The sequence below is a fragment of the Sphaerisporangium rhizosphaerae genome (genome assembly GCF_042665155.1).
Classification (GTDB): Bacteria; Actinomycetota; Actinomycetes; order Streptosporangiales; family Streptosporangiaceae; genus Sphaerisporangium; species Sphaerisporangium rhizosphaerae.
Genome location: NZ_JBHTCG010000008.1, coordinates 1 through 22416, shown reverse-complemented (window position 1 = coordinate 22416; position 22416 = coordinate 1). Strand labels below are relative to the sequence as shown.

Below are 22416 nucleotides of genomic sequence, written 5' to 3'. Positions count from 1 at the left end.
GAGATGCGCGCCTTCGTCGTCACCGGTCCCGGCGCGTCCGCCGTGCGTGACGTCGCGCCGCCCGAGCCGCGCCCCGGCGAGGTGGTCGTCGAGGTCGAACGGGCCGGAGTGTGCGGCACCGACATGGAGTTCCTCACCGGCCACATGTCCTACCTGCACAACGGCCAGGCCCGCTACCCCGTCCGCATCGGCCACGAATGGTGCGGCGTCGTGCGCGTCCTCGGCGACGGCGTCGAGCCGTCCTGGCTCGGCCGCAGGGTCACCGGCGACACCATGCTCGGCTGCGGGCGCTGCGACCGGTGCGCGAGCGGACGCCGCCACGTGTGCGCCGACCGGTACGAGGTCGGCATCCGCAACGGATGGCCCGGCGCCCTCGCCGAGAGGCTGCCCGTGCCGGTGACGGCGCTGCACCCCCTGCCCGACGGCATGGACCCGGCGCTCGGCGCGCTCGCCGAGCCGGGCGGCAACGCGCTGCGCGCCGTCCGCGGCGCGGCGCTGGAGCCGGGGGAGCGGCTGCTGGTCATGGGCCCGGGCACGATCGGCCTGCTCGCCGCCCAGATCGCCGCCGCCCGGGGCGCCGAGGTGCACCTGCTCGGCCTCGCCGCCCCGTCCCTGGACTTCGCCCGCTCCCTCGGCTTCGCGCACGTCTGGACCCGCGAGACGCTGCCCCGCCTGCGCTTCGACGCCGTGATCGACGCCTCAGGCGCTCCAGCGCTGCCCGCGCTCGCCGTGGACCTGGTCGAACCGGGGCGGCGGGTGGTGTTCATCGGCCTGTCCTCCGGGGCGAGCCTGGTCGACAGCAGGGCCGTCGCGCTGAAGGACGTCACCGCCGTCGGGGTGCTCAGCGGCTTCGGCGGCATGGCCGAGACGATCGAGCTGTACGCCTCGGGCGCGGTGGACCCGCGCCCGCTGGTGGCCGCGACCGTGCCCCTGGAGGAGGTCTCCGGCGTGCTCGCCGGACACCGCCCGCCCGGGTGGGCCCCCGCCCCCAAGGTCCATGTGGACCCCCGCCGGTGACCGGGCCCCGCCGCGCACGCGTGACGGTGACCACGTCGTGCCCGGTACGTGGACGCGTGACGGCGGCCACGTCCTGACCTGAAGGAGGAGACATGCGCGCACTGGTGTTCCACGGGCCATGGGAGATGACGGTCGAGGACCGCCCCGAACCCGTCCCCGGCCCCGGCGACGCGCTGCTGGAGATCGTCGCCACCGGCATCTGCGGCTCCGACCTGCACGGCTACACCGGCGAGAACGGGCGCAGGCACCCCGGGCAGGTGATGGGGCACGAGACGGTCGGCAGGGTCCTGCGCGACCGCACGGGTGCCCACCGTCCGGGCACCCTGGTCACCGTCAATCCGGTGATCGGCTGCGGGGGCTGCGCCGCCTGCGCCGCCGGGACGCCGCAGCGCTGCCCGGACCGGCGGGTGATCGGTGTCGGGCGGGAGATCAGCGCGGCCTTCGCCGAGCGCATGGTCGCTCCCGCCCGCAACCTCGTCCCGCTGCCCGAAGGCGTCCCGGCCGAGATCGGAGGGCTGGTCGAGCCCCTCGCGGTCGGCCACCATGCCGTGCGCCGCGCCGCCCTCCGACCGCAGGACAGGGTGTACGTGGTCGGCGGCGGCCCGATCGGGCAGGCCGTGGCCCTGGCCGCCCGCCGCGCCGGCAACCCGGGCGTCGTGGTCGGCGAACTGGACCCCGCCCGCCGCGCCCTGCTGACCCGCCTGGGCTTCGCCGCCATCGACCCGGCCGGGCCGTCCGCCGCCGTGTCGTCGCCTGTCGCGCCGTCCGCGACCGATGACCCGGCCATCCCGTCCGCCGGGGGCGTCGTCGCCGCTCTCGGCGGGGCGGCCGACGTGGTCATCGACGCGGTGGGGTCGGCGCGCACCCTGCAGGCCGCCTTCGAGGTCTCCGCGCTCGGCGCGCGCGTCGTCCTGGTCGGCATGGCGGCGCCGCGCGTGGAGATCTCCGCGTACGCGGTGAGCACCGAGGAGCGCACCGTCATCGGCAGCTTCGCCTACGGCGAGGCCGAGTTCCGTGACACCGCCGCGTGGGCGGGCGCGCACGCCGCGGAGCTGGAACCGCTGATCGAGGGCCGCGTCGGCCTGGAGCAGGCGCCCGGCACCTTCCGCGCGCTGGCCGACGGCACACTGAAGGCGAGCAAGGTCCTGGTCCACCCCTCCGGCTGAGGCCGGGCTCCCCAACGGCTCCCCCGGCACCCGGTGACCTTCTCCGGCCGCCCGGCCGCCCCGCCCCGGTGACGGGGCGGAGCGGGGCGGGCCAGGGGTCAGTGCGACTCGCGGGAGACCTCGTGGCCGCTGGACCCGAGCAGGAAGTCCTGGTCGGCGCCGGTGTCGGCGCCCATCACCGTGCGCACGTACAGCTCCTCCCAGCCGCGGCGCGGCCGGGCCAGGCCGTCGGTCATCGCCTGCGACGGCGCCCGGGCGTCGAGCTCCTCCTGCGGCACGTCGATGTCGATGCGCCTGGCCTCCACGTCGAGGGTGACCCAGTCGCCGGTGCGGACGCGGGCCAGCGGACCTCCGGCGGCCGCCTCGGGGGCGACGTGCAGCACCACCGTGCCGTACGCGGTGCCGCTCATCCGCCCGTCGCACACGCGCACCATGTCGCGCACGCCCTCCTTGAGGAGCTTGGCGGGCAGCGGCATGTTGGACACCTCCGGCATGCCCGGGTACCCCTTCGGCCCGCATCCGCGCAGCACCAGCACCGAGTCGGCGTCCACGTCCAACTCGGGATCATCGATGCGCGCGTGGAAGTCCTCGATGGAGTCGAAGACGACGGCCCGCCCCCGGTGGCGGAGCAGGTGGGGGGAGGCGGCGGCCGGCTTGATGATGGCCCCCTGCGGGGCGAGGTTGCCGCGGAGCACGGCGATGCCGGCCTCGCCCTGCAACGGCTCGCCGCGGCCGCGGATGACCTCGCGGTCCCAGATCTGCGCCTCGGGCAGGTAGTCGACCAGCGGCCGGCCGGTGACGGTGAGGGCGTCCTGGTCCAGCAGGTCCACCACCTCCCGCAGCACGGCGTGCAGGCCGCCCGCGCGGTGCAGGTCCTCCATCAGGTGCCGTCCGGCGGGCTGGAGGTCCACCAGCAGCGGCACGCCGGCGCCCACCTCGTCGAAGTCGTCCAGGGTGAGCGGGATGCCGAGGCGGCCGGCGATCGCCAGCAGGTGCACCACGGCGTTGGTGGACCCGCCCAGCGCGGCCAGCGCGATGATCGCGTTGCGGAACGAACCGCTGCTCAGCACCCGGCTGGGCCGGCGCTCCTCGGCGACCATCTCCACGATCAGGCGGCCGGTCTCGTGCGCGCGGGCCAGCAGCCGGCTGTCGGGGGCGGGCAGGCCGGCGGTGCCCGGAAGGGTGGTGCCGAGGACCTCGGCGAGCAGGCCCATGGTGGAGGCGGTGCCCATCGTGTTGCAGTGCCCGCGGCTGCGGATCATCGAGGATTCGGAGTCCATGAACGCCTGCTCCGACAGCGTGCCGGCGCGCACCTCCTCGCTCAGCCGCCACACGTCGGTGCCGCAGCCCAGCGGCACTCCGCGGAAGGTGCCGGTCAGCATGGGACCGCCGGGCACCACCACCGCCGGCAGGTCCACCGAGGCCGCGGCCATCAGCAGCGACGGGATGGTCTTGTCGCAGCCGCCGAGCAGCACCACCCCGTCGATCGGGTTGGCGCGCAGCATCTCCTCGGTGGCCATCGCCGCCATGTTCCGCCACAGCATCGCGGTGGGGCGCACCTGCGTCTCGCCGAGCGACACCACCGGCAGGTTGAGCGGCACGCCGCCGGCCTCCCAGATGCCCTGCTTGACGCTCTCGGCCACCTCGTTGAGGTGGCTGTTGCACGGGGTCAGGTCGGAGGCGGAGTTGGCGATCGCGATCTGCGGCCGCCCCTCGAACGCGGTGCCGGGCACGCCTCGGCGCATCCAGGCGCGGTGGATGTAGGCATTGCGGTCGTTTCCGGCGTACCACTGTGCACTGCGAAGATCAGCCATCGCCCTATTCCAATATGTGGAACTTAAGTTTGATATGCGGAACAGGCTCATCGTAGCTTCCAGCCCCGCCGCGCGGCACCCCGCCGGACGCCACGACGACCGCACGCACGGTGGCGCGTGTGCGCATGACGGAGTGGGCGGGGACGTGCGACCAAAAGGCGCCTCATCGGACGTGACGGCAGGTCTTGGAGACGGGGAAGAGTCCGCGCTGCCCGGCCTGCCGCCGAGGCCGGACCGCCGGCCGGGCGTGGACCGGTGGGCGACCGGCGCGGTCACGAGCAGGCCCCTCAGAGGGAAGGCGCGGTGGCCGGCGGGAGGGCGGGAACGACGAAGGCCCTGGTCGCCGGCGTGCCGGTCGTCCAGGGCCTTCTCTTTGTAGCGGGGGCAGGATTTGAACCTGCGACCTCTGGGTTATGAGCCCAGCGAGCTACCGAGCTGCTCCACCCCGCGTCGGTTCCTCTACGATACCGCCGATCTCGATCCGCGCAAACCGAAACCGGCGGCGTCCACGGCGGTCGAGGGCGCGGCGGCGTTCTTGACCATCCGGGAACGGGAATCTAAGGTGCCATGGAAAGCGCTTTCCGCAGCCTTGACCCGCATCGATGCCGGCAGCGCCTTCTCCTACCGTTGAAGAGGCAAGGAGGGTTCGGGGTGACGACACGGTCCCTGGGCGTCGTGCTGAACGGCGTCACCGGCCGCATGGGGTACCGCCAGCACCTGGTCCGCTCGATCCTGGCCATCAACGACGAGGGCGGCGTCGCCCTGTCCGGTGGTGACCGGGTGCTGCTGGAACCGGTGCTGGCCGGCCGCAGCGCGGCCAAGCTGCGCGAGATCTGCGAGCGGCACAACCTCAAGAGCTGGACCACCGACCTCGCGGGCGCGCTGCGCGACCCGGACAACGAGGTGTACTTCGACGCACAGGTCACCCCGGCGCGGGTGGCGGCCATCACCCGGGCGATCGAGGCCGGCAAGCACGTCTACACCGAGAAGCCGACGGCGGCGACGACGCAGGAGGCCGTCGAGCTGGCCCGGCTGGCCGCGCGTGCCGGGGTGCGGGGCGGCGTCGTCCAGGACAAGCTGTTCCTGCCGGGCCTGCTCAAGCTCAGGCGGCTGCTGGACGGGGGCTTCTTCGGGCGCGTGCTGTCGGTGCGCGGCGAGTTCGGCTACTGGGTGTTCGAAGGCGACTGGCAGCCCGCCCAGCGCCCGTCGTGGAACTACCGCGCCGAGGACGGCGGCGGCATCACCCTGGACATGTTCTGCCACTGGTCCTACGTCCTTGAGAACCTGTTCGGCCGGGTGGAGGCGGTCACCGCACGGGTGGCCACCCACATCCCCGAACGCGTCGACGAGGCGGGCCGCGCCTACCGCGCCACGGCCGACGACGCCGCCTACGGCATCTTCGAGCTGGCCGGCGGCGTGGTCGCGCAGATCAACTCCTCCTGGTGCGTCCGGGTCGACCGCGACGAGCTGGTGCGGTTCCAGGTGGACGGCACCGAGGGCAGCGCCGTCGCCGGGCTGCGCGGCTGCCGCGTCCAGCACCGCGCCGTCACCCCCAAACCGGTGTGGAACCCCGACGTGCCGGTCGCCCACCGTTTCCGCGACGACTGGCAGGAGGTCCCGGACAACGAGGAGTTCGGCAACGGCTTCAAGGCGCAGTGGGAGATGTTCGTGCGATCGGTGGTGGAGGACACCCCCTTCCCCTACGACTTCCTGTCCGGCGCGCGGGGCGTGCAGCTCGCCGAGTCGGGCCTGCGGTCCTCGGCGGAGGGCCGCCGCGTCGAGCTGCCGGAGCTCGTGTTGTGACCGCCAAGCCTTCGTGGTCCGGCCCCGTGCCTGCGTGGTCCGGCCCCGCGCCATGGTGGTCCGACCTCGTGTCCGCGCGAACCTGCGGCGTGCCCCGGAGGTCCGCCCCTGTGCCTTCGCGTACCCGCGCCGGGTCCCCGCCGTCCCGCGCCGTGCCGCCGTCCGTAGGGGAAGGGGCTCGATGATCCTGCTGCCCACCGCCGAGGGGACGCTGGAGCCGTACGAGCCGGGCCCGCCCGCCGCGTGGCCGCTCCCGCCGGGGCCGCCGCGCTCCCGCGTGGTCTACGCCGCCGCGCACGTCGTCGCCGACCCGCTCGGCGACAACACCCCGGGCGCCCCCGCGCGGGTCGACTGGGAGGCCACGCTGCGCTTCCGCCGCCACCTGTGGTCCTACGGCATGCGCGTGGCCGACGCCATGGACACCGCGCAGCGCAACACGGGCCTGGACTGGCCGGCGACCCGCGAGCTGATCCGGCGCACCGCGGCCGAGGCGGCGCGGTTCGGCGACCCGGCGGAGCTCGTCGCCTGCGGGGCCGGCACCGACCACGCGCCGCGGGCCGCCACGTGCGAGGAGGTGCTGAAGGCGTACGGCGAGCAGGTGGAGACCGTCCAGGCGGCCGGGGCCCGGGTGATCCTCATGGCCAGCAGGCAGCTCGCCGCGGTCGCGCGCACGCCCGGCGACTACCACGCCGTCTACGGCAGGCTCCTGGCGGAGGTGGACCGGCCGGCCATCCTGCACTGGCTGGGCGAGATGTTCGACCCGTCGCTCGCCGGATACTGGGGCTCGCGCGACCTGGACGCCGCCACCGACGCGCTGCTCACGCTGGTCCACGAGCACGCCGGCCGCGTCGACGGAGTCAAGGTCTCGCTGCTGGACGCCGAGCGCGAGGTGCGGCTGCGCGCGGCCCTCCCGGCGGGCGTGCGGCTCTACACCGGCGACGACTTCGACTACTCACCGCTCATCGAGTCCGGCAGTGACGCCCTGCTCGGCGTCTTCGACCCGATCGCCCCCGTGGCGTCGGCCGCCCTCCAGGCGCTGGACGCCGGCGACGCCGCCCGCTACCGGGAACTGCTGGAGCCGACCGTCCCGCTGTCCCGCAAGCTGTTCGAGACGCCGACCTACCACTACAAGACGGGCATCGTGTTCCTCGCCTGGGTGGCCGGGCACCAGGACGCGTTCACCATGGTCGGCGGGGCGCAGTCCGCCCGTTCGATCGTCCACCTCTCCGAGGTGTTCCGGCTGGCCGGACGGGCCGGCCTGCTGCCCGATCCCGGACTGGCGCAGGCCCGCATGCGCGCCCTGCTCGCCACGGCCGGGGTGGCGGCGTGAGCGCGCGCCACGGCCCCGCCGTGGACGTGCCGTCCGGGCGCCCGGCGACGGTCCGGACGCCGCCGCCGGGCGATCCGCGGCTCACCCGGCTGTCCCTCAACCAGTGGACGACCCGCCGGTGGGGCGTCGCCGAGGCGGTCGCGGGCTGCGCGCGCTTCGGCGTGCCGGCGATCGGCCTGTGGCGCGAGCAGGTCGCCGAGCACGGCCTGGCCGCGACCGCCCGGCTGGTCCGCGACGCCGGGCTCCAGGTGTCGTCGCTGTGCCGGGGCGGCTTCCTGACCGCCGCCGACCCCGCCGGCGCCTCCCGCGCGCTCGAGGACAACCGCCGTGCCATCGACGAGGCCGCCACCCTGGGCGCCGGCTGCCTGGTCATGGTCGTCGGCGGGCTGCCGGCCGGGTCCCGCGACCTGGCCGGCGCGCGCGACCGGGTGGCCGCCGTGCTGGAGGAACTGGTGCCGTACGCGGTGCGGGCGGGCGTGCGGCTGGCCCTGGAGCCGCTGCACCCGATGTACTGCGCCGACCGCGCCGTGCTCTCGACGCTCGGCCAGGCCGTCGACCTGGCCGCCCGCTGGCCCGCCGAGGCGGTCGGCGTGGTGGTCGACACCTTCCACGTCTGGTGGGATCCGGAGGTGCTGTCGCAGGTCGCGCGGGCCGGCCCGCGCATCGCGGCGTTCCAGGTCTGCGACTACCTGGTGCCGCTGCCCGCGGATCCGCTGCTCGGCCGGGGGATGATGGGCGACGGCGTGATCGACTTCCGCCCGCTGCGCGCCGCCGTCGACGCGGCGGGGTACACCGGGTTCGTCGAGGTGGAGATCTTCAACGCGGACGTGTGGGACGCCGACGGCCACGAGGTGATCGCCACGCTGATCCGCCGCTACGTCACCGAGGTCCTGTAGAGCACGCCCCCGGTGCGCCCGGCGGTGTCGCCCGCACCGGCGGAGCCGGACGGAGCGCTACGGAGCCGCCCGGCGGTACCTCCGGTCAGGAGGCGCAGGCCGTCGTGCCGGTGACCTCGACGTTCGGCCGGCCCGAGCGCACGATGACGGTGACCACGATGCCGAGCGACTCCTTCTTCATCGTGCTGACGTTCACGCCGAACCGCTCCTGCGGGTTGTCGCCCTCCTGGTAGCCCATGCGATGGAGATCGGAGGCGAGGATGGCGGTGACCGTCGCCATGGCGTGGGCGTCAGGCTCGGCGGGCAGGTCGCCGGTGAGTTTGTAGACGCTGCGGGCGGTGCCCGCCGGGCAGCCGGTCGTCTCGCGGGTGAAGGCCGTGGTCTTGCCCGGCAGCGAGAGCCGGCTCAGCGCGGCGCCGTCGTCGCGCAGGAAACGCGCGGCCTGCTCGAAGGACGGCTCGGGGCCGCCGCAGGCGCAGGCCAGCAGCAGGACCAGACCGCACGCCAGGACACCCCGCATCCCCGCCACTCTACCGATCATCCTCCGGCGCGCGGCGCGGGCGTCCGCCCGGCGGCCGTGGACGCGCGCCCGCGTGTGCGTTCGCGGACGGCGCGCGGTTGCGTACCATGAACCCGCACACGAACAGAATTTCATTCGGTATGGTGAGTGGACGGGACGGACGGATGCGCATCGGGTTGTACCTCAACGAGCCCTCGGGGCCGGACGCGATCGTCAAGCTGGAGGAGCGCATCGCCGGCGCCGCCGCCGACGGGTTCGCCTCGGCGTGGGTCTCCAACATCTTCGGGCTCGACGCGCTGACCGCGCTCGCGGCCGCGGGCGCCCGCGTCCCCGGCATCGAGCTCGGCACCGCCGTCGTGCCGACCTACCCGCGCCACCCGGCCGTCCTGGCACAGCAGGCCCTCACCGCCGACCTGGCCCTCGGCGGCAGGCTCGCGCTCGGCGTCGGGCTGTCGCACCGGGTCGTCATCGAGGACATGTACGGCTACAGCTACGACAAGCCGGCGCGCCACATGCGCGAGTACCTCGCGGTGCTGGCCCCCCTGCTGCGCGGTGAGCGGGCCGACGTCGACGGCGAGACGCTCCGGGCCCACGTCGAACTGGGCACTCCGCGCGCCCGGGAGGGGGTGCCCCTGCTGATCGCCGCGCTCGCGCCCCGCATGCTGCGCCTGGCGGGGGAGACGGCCGACGGCACGATCCTGTGGATGACCGGGCCCAAGACCATCGCCGACCACGTCGTCCCGGCCATCACCGGGGCCGCGGCGGAGGCGGGACGCCCCGCCCCGCGCGTCGTGTGCGCGCTCCCGGTCGCCGTCACCGGCGACCGGGACGCCGCCAGGGAGCGCGCCTCGAAGGTCTTCTCCATCTACGGCCAACTGCCCTCCTACCGCGCGATGCTCGACCGGGAGGGCGCGGCCGGCCCCGGCGACGTGGCGATCATCGGCGAGGAGGACGAGGTCGCCGCCCAGATCGCCGACCTCGCCGCGCTCGGGGTGACCGACTTCGCCGCCGCCACCTTCGTCACGGGCGAGGACGCCGCGCGCACCCGGCGCCTGCTCACAAGCCTGCTCACCTAGCGGTGACCGCGTACGTTCGCCAGGCGCGTCTCTCCGCCCCGGGCCGCGCCTGGTGCGGTGACCGCGTGCGTTCGCCGGGCGCGTCTCTCCGCCCCGGGCCGCGCCTGGTGCGGTGACCGCGTGCGTTCGCCGGGCGCGTCTCTCCGCCCCGGGCCGCGCCTGGTGCGGTGACCGCGTACGTGCGCCGGGTGCGGCTCTCCATCCCCGGCCACGGGCTGTAGTGATCGGCGCCGGGTCGGCGGGTCGTGGTGCGGCGATGCCGGCGCCTGCTACGGCGCCCGAGCCGGTGCACGTTCGTGGACAGCGCACCAGCGGCGACGGGCGGGCGGTCAGGTGATCGGTCGAGCGGTCAGGCGGGCGGTCGGGCCGGGGACGCGGCCGGGGACGCGGCCAGGGTGACGGCGCCGGTGGTGCCGTCCACGGTGATCTCGTCCCCGGTGGCGACCCGCGAGGTGGCGTCCGGCACTCCGACGACCGCCGGGATGCCGTACTCGCGGGCCACCACCGCGCCGTGGGAGTTCGAGCCGCCCATCTCCATCACCAGGCCGCCCGCCGTCAGGAACAGCGGCGTCCAGCCGGGGTCGGTGGAGGGCGCGACCAGGATCTCGCCGGGCGACAGGTGGGCGCCCACCGGGTCGAGGATGACCCGCGCCTTGCCGGTCACCGTGCCGGGGGAGGCGGGAGTGCCGGTCATGGCGCCCTCGACGGGCGCCGCGGCCCCCACCGCCTCCGGCTCGGTGCCGTCGGAGAGCATGACACGGGGAATGTGCCGCCGCCGCAGCTCCCGCTCGTAGGTCGCGCGGCGCGTGCGGACGAGCGCGCGCTGGTCGGCGCCGCCGAGCCCGGCCCGCGCCTCGGCGATGCTCAGCATGAACACGTCGTCCGGCTCCTCCAGCAGCCCGCGCCCGGCCAGTTCCTTCCCGACCGCCGCCAGGTGCCCGCGCATCTCGCCGAGGGCCACGATGAAGCAGAACTTGGGCATCTCCCGGTAGCCCGCCAGCTCGCGGGTGCGTCCCAGGGCGAAGCGCACGACGCGTCCGCGCAGGCCGCCCACCCGGCGGGCCAGCGTGCCGATCATCTCCTCCGCCTCGCGCGCCCCCCGGGCGAACTGCTCGTCGGGGGCCAGGGATGGGTCGTCCAGCCGCAGGTAGTTGGCGAGCACGCCCAGCACGTGCGACGGGTCGTCCGCCCAGCGGGGCATGCCCACGTCGATCTCGGCGACGGCCCGGTGGCCGTAGCGGGCCAGGAAGCCGTCCAGCTCCGCGCGCAGCACGGGCGGCAGTTCGCCCTGCGGCAGGGCCGGGCCGGCCAGCGCGCGGGCCGAGGCGGCGTCGGCGCGGATGCGCGAGGCCGCGTGCCACAGGGCCAGGTCCATCTCGGTGGTGACGTTGTGCGGCAGTCCTCGCAGCACGGTCGGCAGCTCGCCGGGCCTGCCGCGCCCGCGGAGCAGGCGGGCGGCCAGGGCCATCATCAGAAACCCGGCGGCCGGGAAGGGCACGATGTGCGGGATCATCGGCACCACCTGGGTGCCGAGGCAGTGTTCCACGTGGTCGAGCCGCTGCTCGGGGGTGGCGTCCGGCGACAGCGCCAGCCGCTCGCGCAGGCGCTCGACGACCCACGCCATGCGCCGCCGCGCGCTGCGCGGGTCGCGCAGCGCCTGCACGATGCGCACCGGTGTGCGATAGCGGGCGGCGACGCGCCAGACCCGGCGCACCGCGGGCAGCGGCGAACGGTGGGTCACGCTCAGCCGCGGGTCGTCGAACAGGCTCCGCAGCACGACCGCCGACCGCGCCTCCATGACGTCCAGCAGCCGGGGCACGACGGCCCGGCCCACCCGGCTGCGCATGACGCCGGTGACGTCCCCGAACAGGCGCATGCCCGGCTCCGTGAGCGGGAGGGGGCCGGTGCGCGGGCCGAAAAGAGTGGCGATGACCGAGCCGGCCAGCGTGCGGAAGGCCGAGACGCCCATCGGGGTGATCGGCCGGTGCAGGCCCTGCGCCAGGCTGAAGCAGAAGTACACCCTCAGGCCGCCTGGGTCCGTCTCGGGCAGCGGGTACAGGGTGGTGATCGGCCGGGCCTGGGTGAGCCAGAGCGCTCCGGAGGAGTCGATCGCCCACTCGGTGTCCTGCGGGGAGCCGTAGTGGTCCTCCACGCGGGCCCCGAGCCCGGCCAGGGCGACGATCTGGTCGTCGGTCAGGCACGGACCGTCGGCGGACTCCCGCGCGACCTGCTCGGTGCCGCCGCCCCCGACCGAGCGGATCACCGTCGCCTTGTCGCCGAGCACCCGCTTGGTGATCTTCTTGGCCGGGCCGACCACGAAGTGGTCGGGGTTCACCCCGCCGGAGACCACCGACTCGCCGAGCCCGGGGCTGGCGTCGATCACCACCTCGCGGCGCCGTCCGGTGACCGGGTTGGCGGTGAACATCACCCCGGCGACCTCGGCCTGCACCATGCGCTGGATGACCACGGCCAGGTGGACGGCGGCGTGGTCGATGCCGTTGGCCGCGCGGTAGGCGACGGCGCGGTCGGTCCACAGCGAGGCCCAGCAGCGGCGGACGGCGTCCAGCACCGCCTCGGGGCCGACCACGTTCAGGTAGGTGTCCTGCTGGCCGGCGAAGCTCGCGTCCGGGAGGTCCTCGGCGGTGGCCGACGAGCGGACCGCCACCGGGCCGTCGGCCGCGCGCCGCACGGCGCGGGCGATGTCGTCGGGCACGGGGGCGGCCAGGACGGCGGCGCGCGCCCGGCCGGCCAGCTCGGCCAGCGCGGCGGTGTCGCCGGGGGCGGTGCGCGCCAGGGCGTCCAGCACCTCGCCGAGGTGCGCGCCCTCGGCGACGCGGCGGTAGGCCCAGGTGGTCAGGCAGATCCCCGGCGGCACGGGCAGCCCGGCCCGGGTCAGCACGCCGAGGTTGGCGGCCTTGCCCCCGACCAGCGGCAGCGCGTCGGAGGCGATGTCCTGGAAGCCGAGGATCAGGGGGTGGTGCTCCGGGCCGGCGAGCCGGCGGTCACCGTCGGAGGTCAGCATGTCGGTCTCCCTGTGGAGCCGCCGGGGCGGACGGGGCCCGCACTTCCGGCGACGCTGTCCGTCGTATGACCCCACCATAAACTCATCAGTCGTTGAAATCAACGACCGATGAAATAAGGGTCATGACGCGGAGCTAGCTCATGGTGTTGCCCCCGTTGACGGCCAGCCGCTGGCCGGTGACGAAGCGGGCGCCGGGGGAGGCCAGATAGGCGACCGCCTCGGCGACGTCGGCGGGAACGCCCATGTGGCGCAGCGGCAGCCGCGCCTCGTAGTCGCTCCAGTCGTCGCCGGCGTGGCGCTCCACCGGGATCCAGCCCGGTTCCACGGTGTTGACGGTGATGCCGAGCGGTCCGAGCTCGCGGGCCCACGAGCGGGTCAGGCCGTGCATGGCCGCCTTGGCCGACACGTAGTGCGCGAAGTCGGCGTTGCCCAGATCGGCCACCTCGCTGCCGATGTTGACGACGCGCCCCTCACCGGCGGCCTTGAAGTCGGGCAGCACGGCGTGCAGGAGCAGCAGAGGCGCCTTGACGAAGAACCGGAGCTGGTCGAGGTGGTCCTGCCAGGTCTGCTTCTCGATCGGCATCATCGGCTGCGGGCCGGTCGCGTTGTTCACCACGACGCCGATCGGGCCGACCCGCTCGCGGACGTCCTCGACGCCGCGCGCGACCTCCTCCTCGTCGGTGACGTCGAACCGCGCCACGTACGCCGCCGCGCCGATGCGGCCGGCCACCGCCGTCGCGCCCGCGGTGTCGTGGGCGTAGTTGACGACGACCTTCCAGCCGTCGGCCGCCAGCCGTTCGGCGATGGCCGCGCCGAGACCCCGCGAGGCCCCGGTGACGAGTGCGCATCCCATGATTCCGTCCTCTCCGCACAGGAAATGCCCTCATCTTTGCCCATCGGCGCACATTCGCGCACATGTCGCCTAGGGCCGAGACGTGCGGATATCCCGGATCGCTTCCGGTCCATCGCATCGGGAGCGTCACGTCGGGCGGGGGAGAGGAGTCGCCAGTGGCAGCGGCCGTCCGCGCCGGCGGACGGCCGTCCGGTCTAGCCGGCGGTGATGGCCGGGGCGGGCGCGTCGGCGTGCAGGCGGTGCAGCACCCGGCGGAAGGCGTAGATCGAGACGCCGACCGCGACGCCGCTGATGGCCGCGACCACCGACGTGCGCACCAGGAGGTAGGTGCCGATCGACTGGTGCAGGAGCAGCCAGATGCTGACCGCGGAGTTGGCCAGCAGCACGAACGCCCACAGCAGCGTGATGCGGGCGAAGAAGCGCCGCACCCGCTCGTGCCGCAGCACGGCCGAGGGAAGGTGGATGTAGTCCAGGGTGAGCTTCTGGACCAGTGGCCTGTTCAGGCGGACCGAGGCGAGGAAGGCCATGCTGATGCAGATCGTGCCCAGTTCGGGCTGAAGGAAGTAGACGACGGCACTTCCCGTCCACCAGCCCAGCGCCGCCCGCGCGGTGATGGCGATCGCCGCCAGCAACATCGTGCCGGGGACGGGCCGGCGGCGGACGACCCGCCACAGCACCCCGGCGTACACCCAGCTCACCGCCGCCACCAGCGCCCCGTCCAGGCCGAGCACGGCCAGGGCGGTGTAGAACACGGCGAGCGGGGCGACGACGCCTTCGAGGAGCCGCGGCACGGCCTGCCGGAGCAGTGCGGTGATCCTCGGGAGGGTGAAGTGTGGAGCGTTCATGCTTCTCCCAGGGAGGACGTTCGGGGAACGACGCTAAAGCTTCGACGCCTACCCTGGGATGTGTTCGCCGAAACGCGACCGAAACGCCGAATTGTAGTCATTAGTGGCTCACGGTACACAATGTCCAGGTAAGGCGTACATATGTTGGTAATGATCGTTTAATCCGATCATTACTGAGCTTCGGGCAGTACACCCTTCATGAGGTGGTTGAACATTGGATAACGGTTCGGGAACGGAGGGTTTCCGGATGGCGAGCGGTTCGGGAGCATGAAGTCATGGCAGTGCTCTCACGCACGCATGTCCCCCCGTCCGCCGATTGCGTGGCCGACGTCGCCGTCGAGCTGACCCGTTGGCCCGACCTCGCGGTCAGCCACTCTCGCAAGGCCATCCGCTTCCGCGCGCGCGGCCGCGAGATCATCCGCATGCGCGGCGACCACACTGCCGAGCTGCTGCTCACCGCCTCCCTCGTCGACCGATGGGCCCGGGTGCTCGCCGACTCCCATCGTGTCACACCAGGTCACGGCACCGGCTGGATCCGTGTCGAGATCGCGGACCGCACCGACGCCGAGCTGTTCCTGTCACTGGTCAGCGTCGCGCTGAAGGTCAACGACGACTGAGCGGGTCGGCCGGCGGCCGCGCGAGCGGCGGCCGTCAGCCGAGGCTGGAGGTCGCCAGCCGGGCGCCGAAGGCGAGGAAGAGCGCCCCCACGCCGGAGGTGAGGCCGGCCGAGAGCCTGCGCCGCCGCCGGAACTGGGTGGCCAGGTACACCCCGCCGAAAATCAGCGTGGACAGGTAGATGACGCTGAAGAATTGGCAGATCGCGCCCAAGATCAGGAATGACAGCGCCGGCGCGCCGTAATGCGGGTCGACGAACTGCACGAAGAACGAGATGAAGAACAAGATCGCCTTGGGGTTGAGCAGGCTGATCGTGAGGGCCTTCCTGAACGGGTCGGCGAGGTCGGGCGCCGCCTCCGCCTGCCCGCCCGGCTCGTCCTTGCCCCGCCACGACCGCACGGCGGCGCGGATCATGTTGAAGCCCAGCCACGCGAGGTAGGCCGCGCCGGCGTACTTGACCACGTTGAACAGCATCGGCGTGGACCGCAGCAGCGAGGCGACCCCGGCCGCCGACAGCACCATCAGCACCGTGTCGCCCACGAACACCCCGCCGGCCGCGCGGTACCCGGTGCGCACGCCGCGCCGCGCCCCCACCGTCAGGACGTACAGCGAGTTGGGACCGGGAAGAAGAATGATCAGAAAGGCCCCGATCACGTAGGCCCAGATATTGGTGATGCCGAAGAACATGCCGCCGAACTCCATGTACGCAGGGAAGTGACACGCTATACCGCCGCAAACCCCACGTTCACCCCGTTAACGCGAGCCATCTGCCACGACACCGGCCCGGCGCCCTGGGCCGCTGCGCGTCCGGAGGAACGTGACCGCCGTCGTCGCGCCGGGCATGGCGAATCCGGGCCGGGCCGCCGCGGCGGGGTGACCGTATGTCTCCAGGCAGGCGGGTAGACCAGTGTGATCCGGCTGTCAAAGCCGCCCTGCCTGGGAGAAAACCTCGTCGTTTGGGCCTTGTGAGCGGCCTGCGCCGGAGCTACGATCGCGACAACTCTTAGGAAACTTTCCTAAAAGTATTGGCGACCTGCAGCCGTCCGCGCCCCTGCCCCCTCCAGTGCCGATGCCCCATGAGCTGCGGACATCCAGTGAGCCAGCGCCCATCCTCCCTCTCACCCCCCTCGCGTCCCGCGCCCGGGACGCGCGACGCCCGCCTTTCGCAGCATGGGAGCGATCATGCGACGCACCTTGCCCCTGCTCGTCCTCACAGCCCTGGCGAGCATCGCCGTCGCGGTGCTCGCGCCACCGGGCGCGCAGGCCGCCTCGGTGAGCGCCACCTTCGTCAAGACCTCCGACTGGGGGTCGGGCTTCGAGGCCAAGTACACCGTCGCCAACGGCACCGCGAGCACCGTCAACGGCTGGACCGTGGAGTTCGACCTGCCGTCCGGCACCACCGTCGGCACCTACTGGGACGCCCTGATGAACCAGTCCGGCGGCCACTACACCTTCAGGAACCGCGAGTACAACGGATCCCTGGCGCCCGGCGCCTCCGCCTCGTTCGGGTTCGTCGGCGCGGGGCCCGGAGCGCCGCTGAACTGCAAGGTCAACGGCGCGTCCTGCGGCGGCGGCACCACCCCCAGCCCGACGCCCACGCCGCCCGGACCGACTCCCACTCCCACTCGCACGCCCACCCCGACGCCCACGCCGACCCCGACCGTGACCCCGCCGCCGACCGGCGCGATCCTCCTCGCCCCCTACATCGACATCACGATGACCACGCCGTCGCTGGTCAGCGCGGCCACCGCGACCGGGGTGAAGAACTACACCCTCGCCTTCGCCCTCGGCGACAGCACCGGCTGCAACCCCGCCTGGGGCGGCACCATCCCGCTGAACGACTCGCGCGTCATCAACGACGTCCGCGGACTGCAGGCGCGGGGCGGCCAGGTGATCGTCGCCACGGGCGGCGCCGTCGGCCCGTACCTGGAACACAGCTGCGGCACCACGGCGCAACTGCTGGCGGCCTACAAGAAGGTGCTGGACACCGTCGGCACCAACCACCTGGACGTCGACATCGAGGCGTCCATCGACACCGCCAAGGTCAACTCGGCGCTCAGGCAACTGCAGGCCGAACGCGGCACGGTGATCAGCTACACCCTCCGCATCCAGGGCCAGGACTACGGCATGGACCCGTTCTCGGTCCAGATCCTCCAGGACGCCGCGGCGCGCGGGCTGAACGTGCTGGTCAACCCGATGCTGATGGACTTCGGCTACTCCGGCGCCTGGGGCGACGCCATGGTGTCCGCGGCCAACGCGACGCTCGGGCAGATGCGGACGATCTGGCCCTCGAAGACGGATGCGCAGCTCAAGCGGCTGCTCGGCCTCACCCCGATGATCGGCAAGAACGACACCGGCCAGACCACCACGCAGGCGGACGCGCGCAAGCTGCTGTCCTACGCCCAGGCCAACCACGTCGGCCGGATCGGCTTCTGGTCGGCCGGCCGCGACAACGGCGGCTGCCCGAACGGCACCCTCTCGCCCACCTGCAGCGGCGTCAGCCAGTCGGCCTACGAGTTCACCACCATCTTCAAGGCCTTCACCGGCTGAAAGGACGATCCGATGCGCCTGATCCGCTTATGCGTCGCGGCACTGCTCGCCGCCGGCGCCGTACTGGTGGTGACGACGGCCCCCGCCTCGGCGGCCTCGGCCACCGCGACCTTCACCAAGCCGCAGGACTGGGGGAGCGGCTTCGAGGGCAAGTACACCGTCACCAACGGCACCTCCAGCCCGCTGAACGGCTGGACCGTCGCCTTCGACCTGCCCTCCGGCTACTCCGTCACCACCGCGTGGGACGCGGTGATGACCAGGAGCGGCCAGCACTACACCTTCACCAACCCGAGCTGGGCCCCGACCCTGGCCGCCGGCGCCAGCACGACCTTCGGCTTCAACGGCAGCCCAGGCAACTTCGGCGCCCCGCTCAACTGCACGCTGAACGGAGCCGCCTGCTCGGGCGGCACCACCAACCCCGGCGCGCCCGGCACGCCCGGCACCCCGGCCGTCACCGGCACGTCGAGCACGTCGATCTCCCTGTCCTGGTCCGCCTCCAGCGGCACCGTGACCGGCTACCGCGTGTACGAGGGCTCGACCGTCAGGGCCACGGTGACCGGCACCTCGGCCACCATCGGCTCGCTCGCCTCCTGCACCTCGCACACCTACACCGTGAAGGCGTACAACTCGGTCGGCGAGTCGTCCGCGAGCGCGGCCGTCACCGCCACCACCACCGGATGCCAGCAGCCCACCGGCGGCAGCGGAGCCCCCTACCTGTACCTGGGCTGGGGCAGCCCGCCGAACCCCGCCACGGTCATGAACGCGACCGGGGTCAAGTGGTTCACCATGGCGTTCGTCCTGTCCGGCGGCGGCTGCACCCCGGCGTGGGACGGGCAGCGCCCGCTGCAGGGAGGCGCCGACGCGACGGCGATCGCGCAGATCAAGGCGGCCGGCGGCGACATCGTCCCCTCGTTCGGCGGCTGGAGCGGCAACAAGCTCGGCCCGAACTGCTCCACCCCCCAGGCGCTGGCCGGCGCCTACCAGCAGGTCATCAGCGCCTACAACCTGAAGGCCATCGACATCGACATCGAGAACAGCGACGAGTTCGAGAACGAGGCCGTCCAGGACCGCATCCTCAACGCGCTGAAGATCGTCAAGCAGAACAACCCCGGCATCAAGACGATCGTCACGTTCGGCACCAGCACCACGGGCCCGACGTACTACGGCACCCGGCTCATCAACCAGGCGGCGGCGCTGGGCGCGAACATCGACGTGTTCACGATCATGCCGTTCGACTTCGGCGGCGGCGCCAACATGTACCAGAGCACCGTCAACGCCTCCGAAGGCCTGAAGACCGCGCTGAAGAACGCCTTCGGCTGGTCCGACGCCACCGCCTACGCTCACATGGGCATCTCCGGCATGAACGGCCTGTCCGACCAGCAGGAGACCACCACGCCCGCGACCTGGACCCAGATCCGCGACTGGGCCAAGTCCAAGGGGCTGGCGCGTCTGGCGTTCTGGTCGGTCAACCGCGACCGCGGCTGCGCGGGCGGCGGCGTCCAGTCGGCGTGCAGCGGCATCGCCCAGAGCGACTGGCAGTTCACGCAGATCACCGCAGGCTTCTGACCGGCGGTCTCGCCTAGATCAGCCGAGTGCGAAGACCGGCCGCCGAGGACCGTGCGGCCCGCGGCTCCGACCCCCCACGGAGCCCGCGGGCCGCACGCTCGTCCCGCACAGCGCCTTCGGTTCCTCGTCGGTCCCTCGGAGAGGGCCGCCCGCCGTCTCCTCGCCGTCCCTGGACACCTCGTCCGTGACCTGCGCGTGTGCTCGACGGCCCGCCTCCGTGGACCGATCTAATGCACACTTAGCGCATGATCGTCACCCATAGGAGTCAAAACACTTCTTTGTGTGAACAATTCTGGATAGATGGTGGCAATTTTCACACCCGAGTGGTCGGTATGGGTTGTGTTCCGGCAGGCTAGTGAGCGTCATGGACAACGCAATTCTCACGGGGTGCGTCCTCGTCTCAGGTGTCGTGCTCGCGATCGTCGCCCAATGGAAGGGCTGGAGACCGTCGCCGGCCGTCACGCTCGCCGTCGGCGTCGGGGTGCGCGTCCTGATCATGATCTTGGCCGTGAAGTCCGTCTGGCAGCCCGTGGACTTCATGAAGAGCTTCCAACCGGCGGGCCAGGCGATCTTGGCCCACCGGGACCCCGTGCTCGAGAGCGACGGCGGCTGGCACTTCCTTCCCACGATCCCGTACGTGTACGGCTTACTGCTGTGGATGCACATCCCGTGGGAGGTCGCCGGCCGCCTGGTCACCGTGGTCGCCGACATCATCCTGATCCCCCTGGTCGGCAGGCTCGCCGGCGGCAAGGACGCCCGCCTGCGCGCCTTCCAGTACGCCTGCAACCCGCTCGCGATCCTGGTGGCCGCGGTGCACGGCCAGGTCGAGCCGGTCTCCCTGATGTTCGGCGTCGCGGCCTTCATCGTCGCCAGGAACGCCAGGACGTCCAGGCCCGTCCGCAACGCGATCGTCGCCGGCCTGCTCATGGGCCTCGCGCTGTGCGCCAAGAGCTGGCCGATCTGGTTGGTCCCCGGCATGCTGCTGTTCCTGCCCGACCTGCGCTCGCGCATCTACGCCTTCTTCGCCACCGGCGTGGCGCCGATCTTCTTCCTGGTCACGCTGCCCATCGGCGCGGGTACGTCCCTCGCCCAGCTCCCCAAGGTGATCCAGACCATCGGCGACGTGCGTCCCATCATCGGCGAGTGGGGATGGACCGCGCTCGTGGTCGGCGGCGACTGGACTTTGAACGCCGACCTCGCCCGCTACGGCCAGTGGGCCATCTACGGCACGCTGCTCGTCGTCGGCTTCCTGTGGCGCCGCGCCGACCCCGTCGACCTGACCACGGCGCTGCTGCTCGCGTTCATGGTCGTCACCCCGCGGCTGGGCGCGCAGTACCTCATGTGGTTCATGCCGTTCCTCGTCGCCCGTCCGACGCGGTTCGCCTGGCCGGTCATCATCGGCACCTCCACGTGGGCGGCCGTCGGCTATCTCTACCTGACCCAGTTCAACGACGTGCGCTGGTGGAACCTGCACTCACCGTGGGCGATGAGCTCGGCGGTGCTGCTTCCCCTCCTCATCGCCGCCATGCCCTGGGGCCGCAGGCACGGGAGCTCCACGCTCGCGACGAGCGAGGGAGTCCCCCGCACGGCGGTCGGAGCCTCGGCCTGAGGCGGGCTCGCTCTCCGGCATGATCCGCGTGCGCCTTCGCGATCGCGGACGCTCGCGAGACGCGTGGACGCCTGTCCTGACGCGCGGCCGGCGTCCATTCCTGCCGGGTCACGACCCCGGCCGGGTCACGACCCCGGCCGGTTCGCGGGCAGCTCGCCGGACACCAGGGCGGTCGACCACTTGAGCCCCGGATCGCTGTCGATGAACAGGGCACGGGTCAGCAGAGTGAGCGGGATGGCCAGAAGCGCTCCCAGCGGTCCCAGCACCGTCGCCCAGAGGATCAGCGACAGGAATGTCACCGTGGTGCTCAACCCGACGGCGTCGCCGAGGAACTTCGGCTGGATGAACGACTGGACCACGATGTTGATCACCATGTAGGCCACGATCACCAGGATCATGCTCTGCAGACCGCCCGTCAGGAGCGCCAACAGGGCCGGCGGCACCAGCCCGATGACGAACCCGATGTTCGGGATGTAGTTGGTGATCAACGCCAGCACGCCCCAAAGCAAGGGAAGCGGCACGCTCAGCACGTACAACGCGACCACGTCCAGCGCGGCGCAGATCAGACCGAAGATCGTGGAGACGAGCAGGTAACGCCGGGTCCTGTCGGCGAACGTCGTGAGCGCCTTGGTGATCGCCGGCCGCTCCGCCGCGGCGGCCGCGATGATCCGGGAGGTGACCGGTGCGTCCAGGCTCATCGCCAGCAGCAGCACGACGATGAGGAACAGGCTCGAAACCACTCCGAGCACGCTGGACACCAGGCTCTGCGCGATCCCCAACATCTTGCCCGGATCAAGGGACCGCAGCGCCTGGTTCACCTGTGGCGCGATGCCGCGCGCGCCCGCCCACGCCTGGGCGTCGGCCACCAGCTTGTTGAACTGACCCGAGTAGCCCGGCAGCAGCGCCGCCATCTGGACGACGGCGGTGGTGAGGATCGCCACCATGCCGAGCAGGACCACGATGACCACCGAGAACGGCACGGCGACGACCAGCCAGCTCGGCGCGCGCCTGCGGACGAGCCACCCCCTGATCGGGGCGACCGCCACGACCAGGACCAGGGCGAGCACGATGGGGCCGAGGATGGTGTTGACGGCCTTGATGCCGGCCAGCACGACGACGGCCGAGGCCGCCACCAGCAGCATGACCAGCGCCCGGGGGGTACTTCGCTCGCTCACGGTGGTCAGCCTCGATCCGGTTCGTGATCCTCGGTCCTACCGCTTGTTGTACTGGTCTTGCCCCGTGGGCCGAAAGGTTCTACTCGAACGTTGCCTGTATTGGATCGAGGGACGCGCGGACGGTGCTAATCTTTTGTCGTCGGCATCGCCCGGCCACCAACCAAGCCCACCACCTCGAGTGGTTGCGGCCTGGGCGCTGGCGGGAGCGCATGTCGGTACCCCTCGAAAAAATCTTCGCAGAGGCGCTTGCGTCACTACGACAGAGTGTGTAAGTTAGAGGGGTTGCCCTGGAGACGGGGCGGCCTGAATGCTCGTTGGTTCGGGTGGCGGGAGTCAAGTGCCGGTAACGGCGCGATTTGGTTCCGGTCGACCGGATCGGCTAAAATGAAGGCATACGAAATGAACGCCCCAGTCGGGGGTCGGGTCCTTGGTGGGTCTGGTTTCCGGTGGTGTACGCGTCCGTTTCTTGAGAACTCAACAGTGTGTTAAAAGCCAGTGCATGAATATGCATTTTCCCGTCTTCCGTGGCTTTCGTGGTCGCGGGGATGGTTCCTTTGGT

General features: G+C 72.3%; 18 protein-coding genes and 1 tRNA gene. 10 read left to right on the top strand and 9 right to left on the bottom strand.

Annotated features, from left to right (window positions below; translation table 11 throughout):
• Positions 1-3: 3 nt before the first annotated feature.
• The gene (locus ACFQSB_RS13940; protein ID WP_380826788.1) at positions 4-1017 is read left to right on the top strand and encodes a zinc-dependent alcohol dehydrogenase; all 1014 of its coding nucleotides are present in this window, start codon (positions 4-6) and stop codon (positions 1015-1017) included.
• 92 nt (positions 1018-1109) lie between these two features.
• Complete coding sequence (locus tag ACFQSB_RS13935) at positions 1110-2183, top strand: zinc-dependent alcohol dehydrogenase (RefSeq protein WP_380826787.1); 1074 nt, start codon at positions 1110-1112, stop codon at positions 2181-2183.
• Between the two features lie 98 nt (positions 2184-2281).
• Here the strand turns inward: ACFQSB_RS13935 and ACFQSB_RS13930 are convergent, their stop codons facing one another.
• Complete coding sequence (locus ACFQSB_RS13930; protein ID WP_380826785.1) at positions 2282-3997, bottom strand: IlvD/Edd family dehydratase; 1716 nt, start codon at positions 3995-3997, stop codon at positions 2282-2284.
• Between the two features lie 376 nt (positions 3998-4373).
• Positions 4374-4447: transfer RNA gene (locus ACFQSB_RS13925), tRNA-Met, on the bottom strand.
• A 201-nt stretch (positions 4448-4648) separates the two neighbouring features.
• Between ACFQSB_RS13925 and ACFQSB_RS13920 the strand changes: the two genes are divergently transcribed.
• From ACFQSB_RS13920 to ACFQSB_RS13910, 3 genes are all read left to right on the top strand, one after another.
• Positions 4649-5800, top strand: a complete 1152-nt coding sequence (locus ACFQSB_RS13920; protein WP_380826783.1) for a Gfo/Idh/MocA family protein — start codon at positions 4649-4651, stop codon at positions 5798-5800.
• 181 nt (positions 5801-5981) lie between these two features.
• Positions 5982-7130, top strand: a complete 1149-nt coding sequence (locus tag ACFQSB_RS13915; protein WP_380826782.1) for a dihydrodipicolinate synthase family protein — start codon at positions 5982-5984, stop codon at positions 7128-7130.
• Positions 7127-8026 carry a sugar phosphate isomerase/epimerase family protein gene (locus ACFQSB_RS13910; protein ID WP_380826781.1) on the top strand — a complete coding sequence of 300 codons (900 nt, stop codon included), beginning with the start codon at positions 7127-7129 and terminating at the stop codon, positions 8024-8026. Before ACFQSB_RS13915 ends, ACFQSB_RS13910 begins: the two co-directional genes overlap by 4 nt.
• 85 nt (positions 8027-8111) lie before the next feature.
• Here the strand turns inward: ACFQSB_RS13910 and ACFQSB_RS13905 are convergent, their stop codons facing one another.
• Positions 8112-8546: a hypothetical protein gene (locus ACFQSB_RS13905; protein WP_380826780.1), complete on the bottom strand. Its 435-nt coding sequence runs from the start codon at positions 8544-8546 to the stop codon at positions 8112-8114.
• A 164-nt stretch (positions 8547-8710) separates the two neighbouring features.
• Between ACFQSB_RS13905 and ACFQSB_RS13900 the strand changes: the two genes are divergently transcribed.
• On the top strand, positions 8711-9622 hold the full coding sequence (locus tag ACFQSB_RS13900) for a TIGR03564 family F420-dependent LLM class oxidoreductase (protein WP_354842331.1): 912 nt from the start codon (positions 8711-8713) through the stop codon (positions 9620-9622).
• A 349-nt stretch (positions 9623-9971) separates the two neighbouring features.
• Here the strand turns inward: ACFQSB_RS13900 and ACFQSB_RS13895 are convergent, their stop codons facing one another.
• From ACFQSB_RS13895 to ACFQSB_RS13885, 3 genes are all read right to left on the bottom strand, one after another.
• Positions 9972-12644: a PEP/pyruvate-binding domain-containing protein gene (locus ACFQSB_RS13895; RefSeq protein ID WP_380826778.1), complete on the bottom strand. Its 2673-nt coding sequence runs from the start codon at positions 12642-12644 to the stop codon at positions 9972-9974.
• A gap of 133 nt (positions 12645-12777) precedes the next feature.
• On the bottom strand, positions 12778-13497 hold the full coding sequence (locus ACFQSB_RS13890; protein ID WP_380826776.1) for an SDR family oxidoreductase: 720 nt from the start codon (positions 13495-13497) through the stop codon (positions 12778-12780).
• Positions 13498-13691: 194 nt separating this feature from the next.
• A complete protein-coding gene (locus ACFQSB_RS13885) occupies positions 13692-14342 on the bottom strand; it encodes a VC0807 family protein (RefSeq protein ID WP_354842338.1) in 651 nt (216 codons plus the stop codon).
• 275 nt (positions 14343-14617) lie between these two features.
• Here ACFQSB_RS13885 and ACFQSB_RS13880 point away from each other — a divergent pair, with 275 nt between their 5' ends.
• Positions 14618-14959 carry a luciferase domain-containing protein gene (locus ACFQSB_RS13880; protein ID WP_380826775.1) on the top strand — a complete coding sequence of 114 codons (342 nt, stop codon included), beginning with the start codon at positions 14618-14620 and terminating at the stop codon, positions 14957-14959.
• 34 nt (positions 14960-14993) lie between these two features.
• Here ACFQSB_RS13880 and leuE read toward each other — a convergent pair whose 3' ends face one another.
• Positions 14994-15659 carry a leucine efflux protein LeuE gene (leuE, locus tag ACFQSB_RS13875; RefSeq protein WP_380826773.1) on the bottom strand — a complete coding sequence of 222 codons (666 nt, stop codon included), beginning with the start codon at positions 15657-15659 and terminating at the stop codon, positions 14994-14996.
• Positions 15660-16139: 480 nt separating this feature from the next.
• Between leuE and ACFQSB_RS13870 the strand changes: the two genes are divergently transcribed.
• The 3 genes from ACFQSB_RS13870 (at position 16140) to ACFQSB_RS13860 (ending at position 20682) form a co-directional block, all read left to right on the top strand.
• Positions 16140-17507 (top strand): cellulose binding domain-containing protein, encoded by a 1368-nt coding sequence (locus ACFQSB_RS13870; RefSeq protein ID WP_380826772.1) that lies wholly within the window; start codon positions 16140-16142, stop codon positions 17505-17507.
• A gap of 12 nt (positions 17508-17519) precedes the next feature.
• Positions 17520-19073, top strand: coding sequence for a glycoside hydrolase family 18 protein (locus tag ACFQSB_RS13865; RefSeq protein ID WP_380826770.1), 1554 nt, complete (start codon positions 17520-17522; stop codon positions 19071-19073).
• A gap of 364 nt (positions 19074-19437) precedes the next feature.
• A complete protein-coding gene (locus ACFQSB_RS13860; protein ID WP_380826769.1) occupies positions 19438-20682 on the top strand; it encodes a hypothetical protein in 1245 nt (414 codons plus the stop codon).
• 125 nt (positions 20683-20807) lie between these two features.
• Here ACFQSB_RS13860 and ACFQSB_RS13855 read toward each other — a convergent pair whose 3' ends face one another.
• Both ACFQSB_RS13855 and ACFQSB_RS13850 read right to left on the bottom strand, forming a co-directional pair.
• Positions 20808-21857 (bottom strand): AI-2E family transporter, encoded by a 1050-nt coding sequence (locus ACFQSB_RS13855; RefSeq protein WP_380826768.1) that lies wholly within the window; start codon positions 21855-21857, stop codon positions 20808-20810.
• 379 nt (positions 21858-22236) lie between these two features.
• On the bottom strand, positions 22237-22416 hold a 180-nt coding region (locus ACFQSB_RS13850; protein WP_380826767.1), incomplete at its 5' end, for a hypothetical protein.

Excerpts from the sequence above, each read along its gene's own strand:
- ACFQSB_RS13940 (WP_380826788.1), top strand. The coding sequence starts at position 4 with ATGCGCGCCTTCGTCGTCACCGGTCCCGGCGCGTCCGCCGTGCGTGAC.
- ACFQSB_RS13935 (WP_380826787.1), top strand. The coding sequence starts at position 1,110 with ATGCGCGCACTGGTGTTCCACGGGCCATGGGAGATGACGGTCGAGGAC.
- ACFQSB_RS13930 (WP_380826785.1), bottom strand. The coding sequence starts at position 3,997 with ATGGCTGATCTTCGCAGTGCACAGTGGTACGCCGGAAACGACCGCAAT.
- ACFQSB_RS13915 (WP_380826782.1), top strand. The coding sequence starts at position 5,982 with ATGATCCTGCTGCCCACCGCCGAGGGGACGCTGGAGCCGTACGAGCCG.
- ACFQSB_RS13905 (WP_380826780.1), bottom strand. The coding sequence starts at position 8,546 with ATGCGGGGTGTCCTGGCGTGCGGTCTGGTCCTGCTGCTGGCCTGCGCC.
- ACFQSB_RS13900 (WP_354842331.1), top strand. The coding sequence starts at position 8,711 with ATGCGCATCGGGTTGTACCTCAACGAGCCCTCGGGGCCGGACGCGATC.
- ACFQSB_RS13895 (WP_380826778.1), bottom strand. The coding sequence starts at position 12,644 with ATGCTGACCTCCGACGGTGACCGCCGGCTCGCCGGCCCGGAGCACCAC.
- ACFQSB_RS13890 (WP_380826776.1), bottom strand. The coding sequence starts at position 13,497 with ATGGGATGCGCACTCGTCACCGGGGCCTCGCGGGGTCTCGGCGCGGCC.
- ACFQSB_RS13885 (WP_354842338.1), bottom strand. The coding sequence starts at position 14,342 with ATGAACGCTCCACACTTCACCCTCCCGAGGATCACCGCACTGCTCCGG.
- ACFQSB_RS13880 (WP_380826775.1), top strand. The coding sequence starts at position 14,618 with ATGGCAGTGCTCTCACGCACGCATGTCCCCCCGTCCGCCGATTGCGTG.
- leuE (WP_380826773.1), bottom strand. The coding sequence starts at position 15,659 with ATGGAGTTCGGCGGCATGTTCTTCGGCATCACCAATATCTGGGCCTAC.
- ACFQSB_RS13870 (WP_380826772.1), top strand. The coding sequence starts at position 16,140 with ATGCGACGCACCTTGCCCCTGCTCGTCCTCACAGCCCTGGCGAGCATC.
- ACFQSB_RS13865 (WP_380826770.1), top strand. The coding sequence starts at position 17,520 with ATGCGCCTGATCCGCTTATGCGTCGCGGCACTGCTCGCCGCCGGCGCC.
- ACFQSB_RS13860 (WP_380826769.1), top strand. The coding sequence starts at position 19,438 with ATGGACAACGCAATTCTCACGGGGTGCGTCCTCGTCTCAGGTGTCGTG.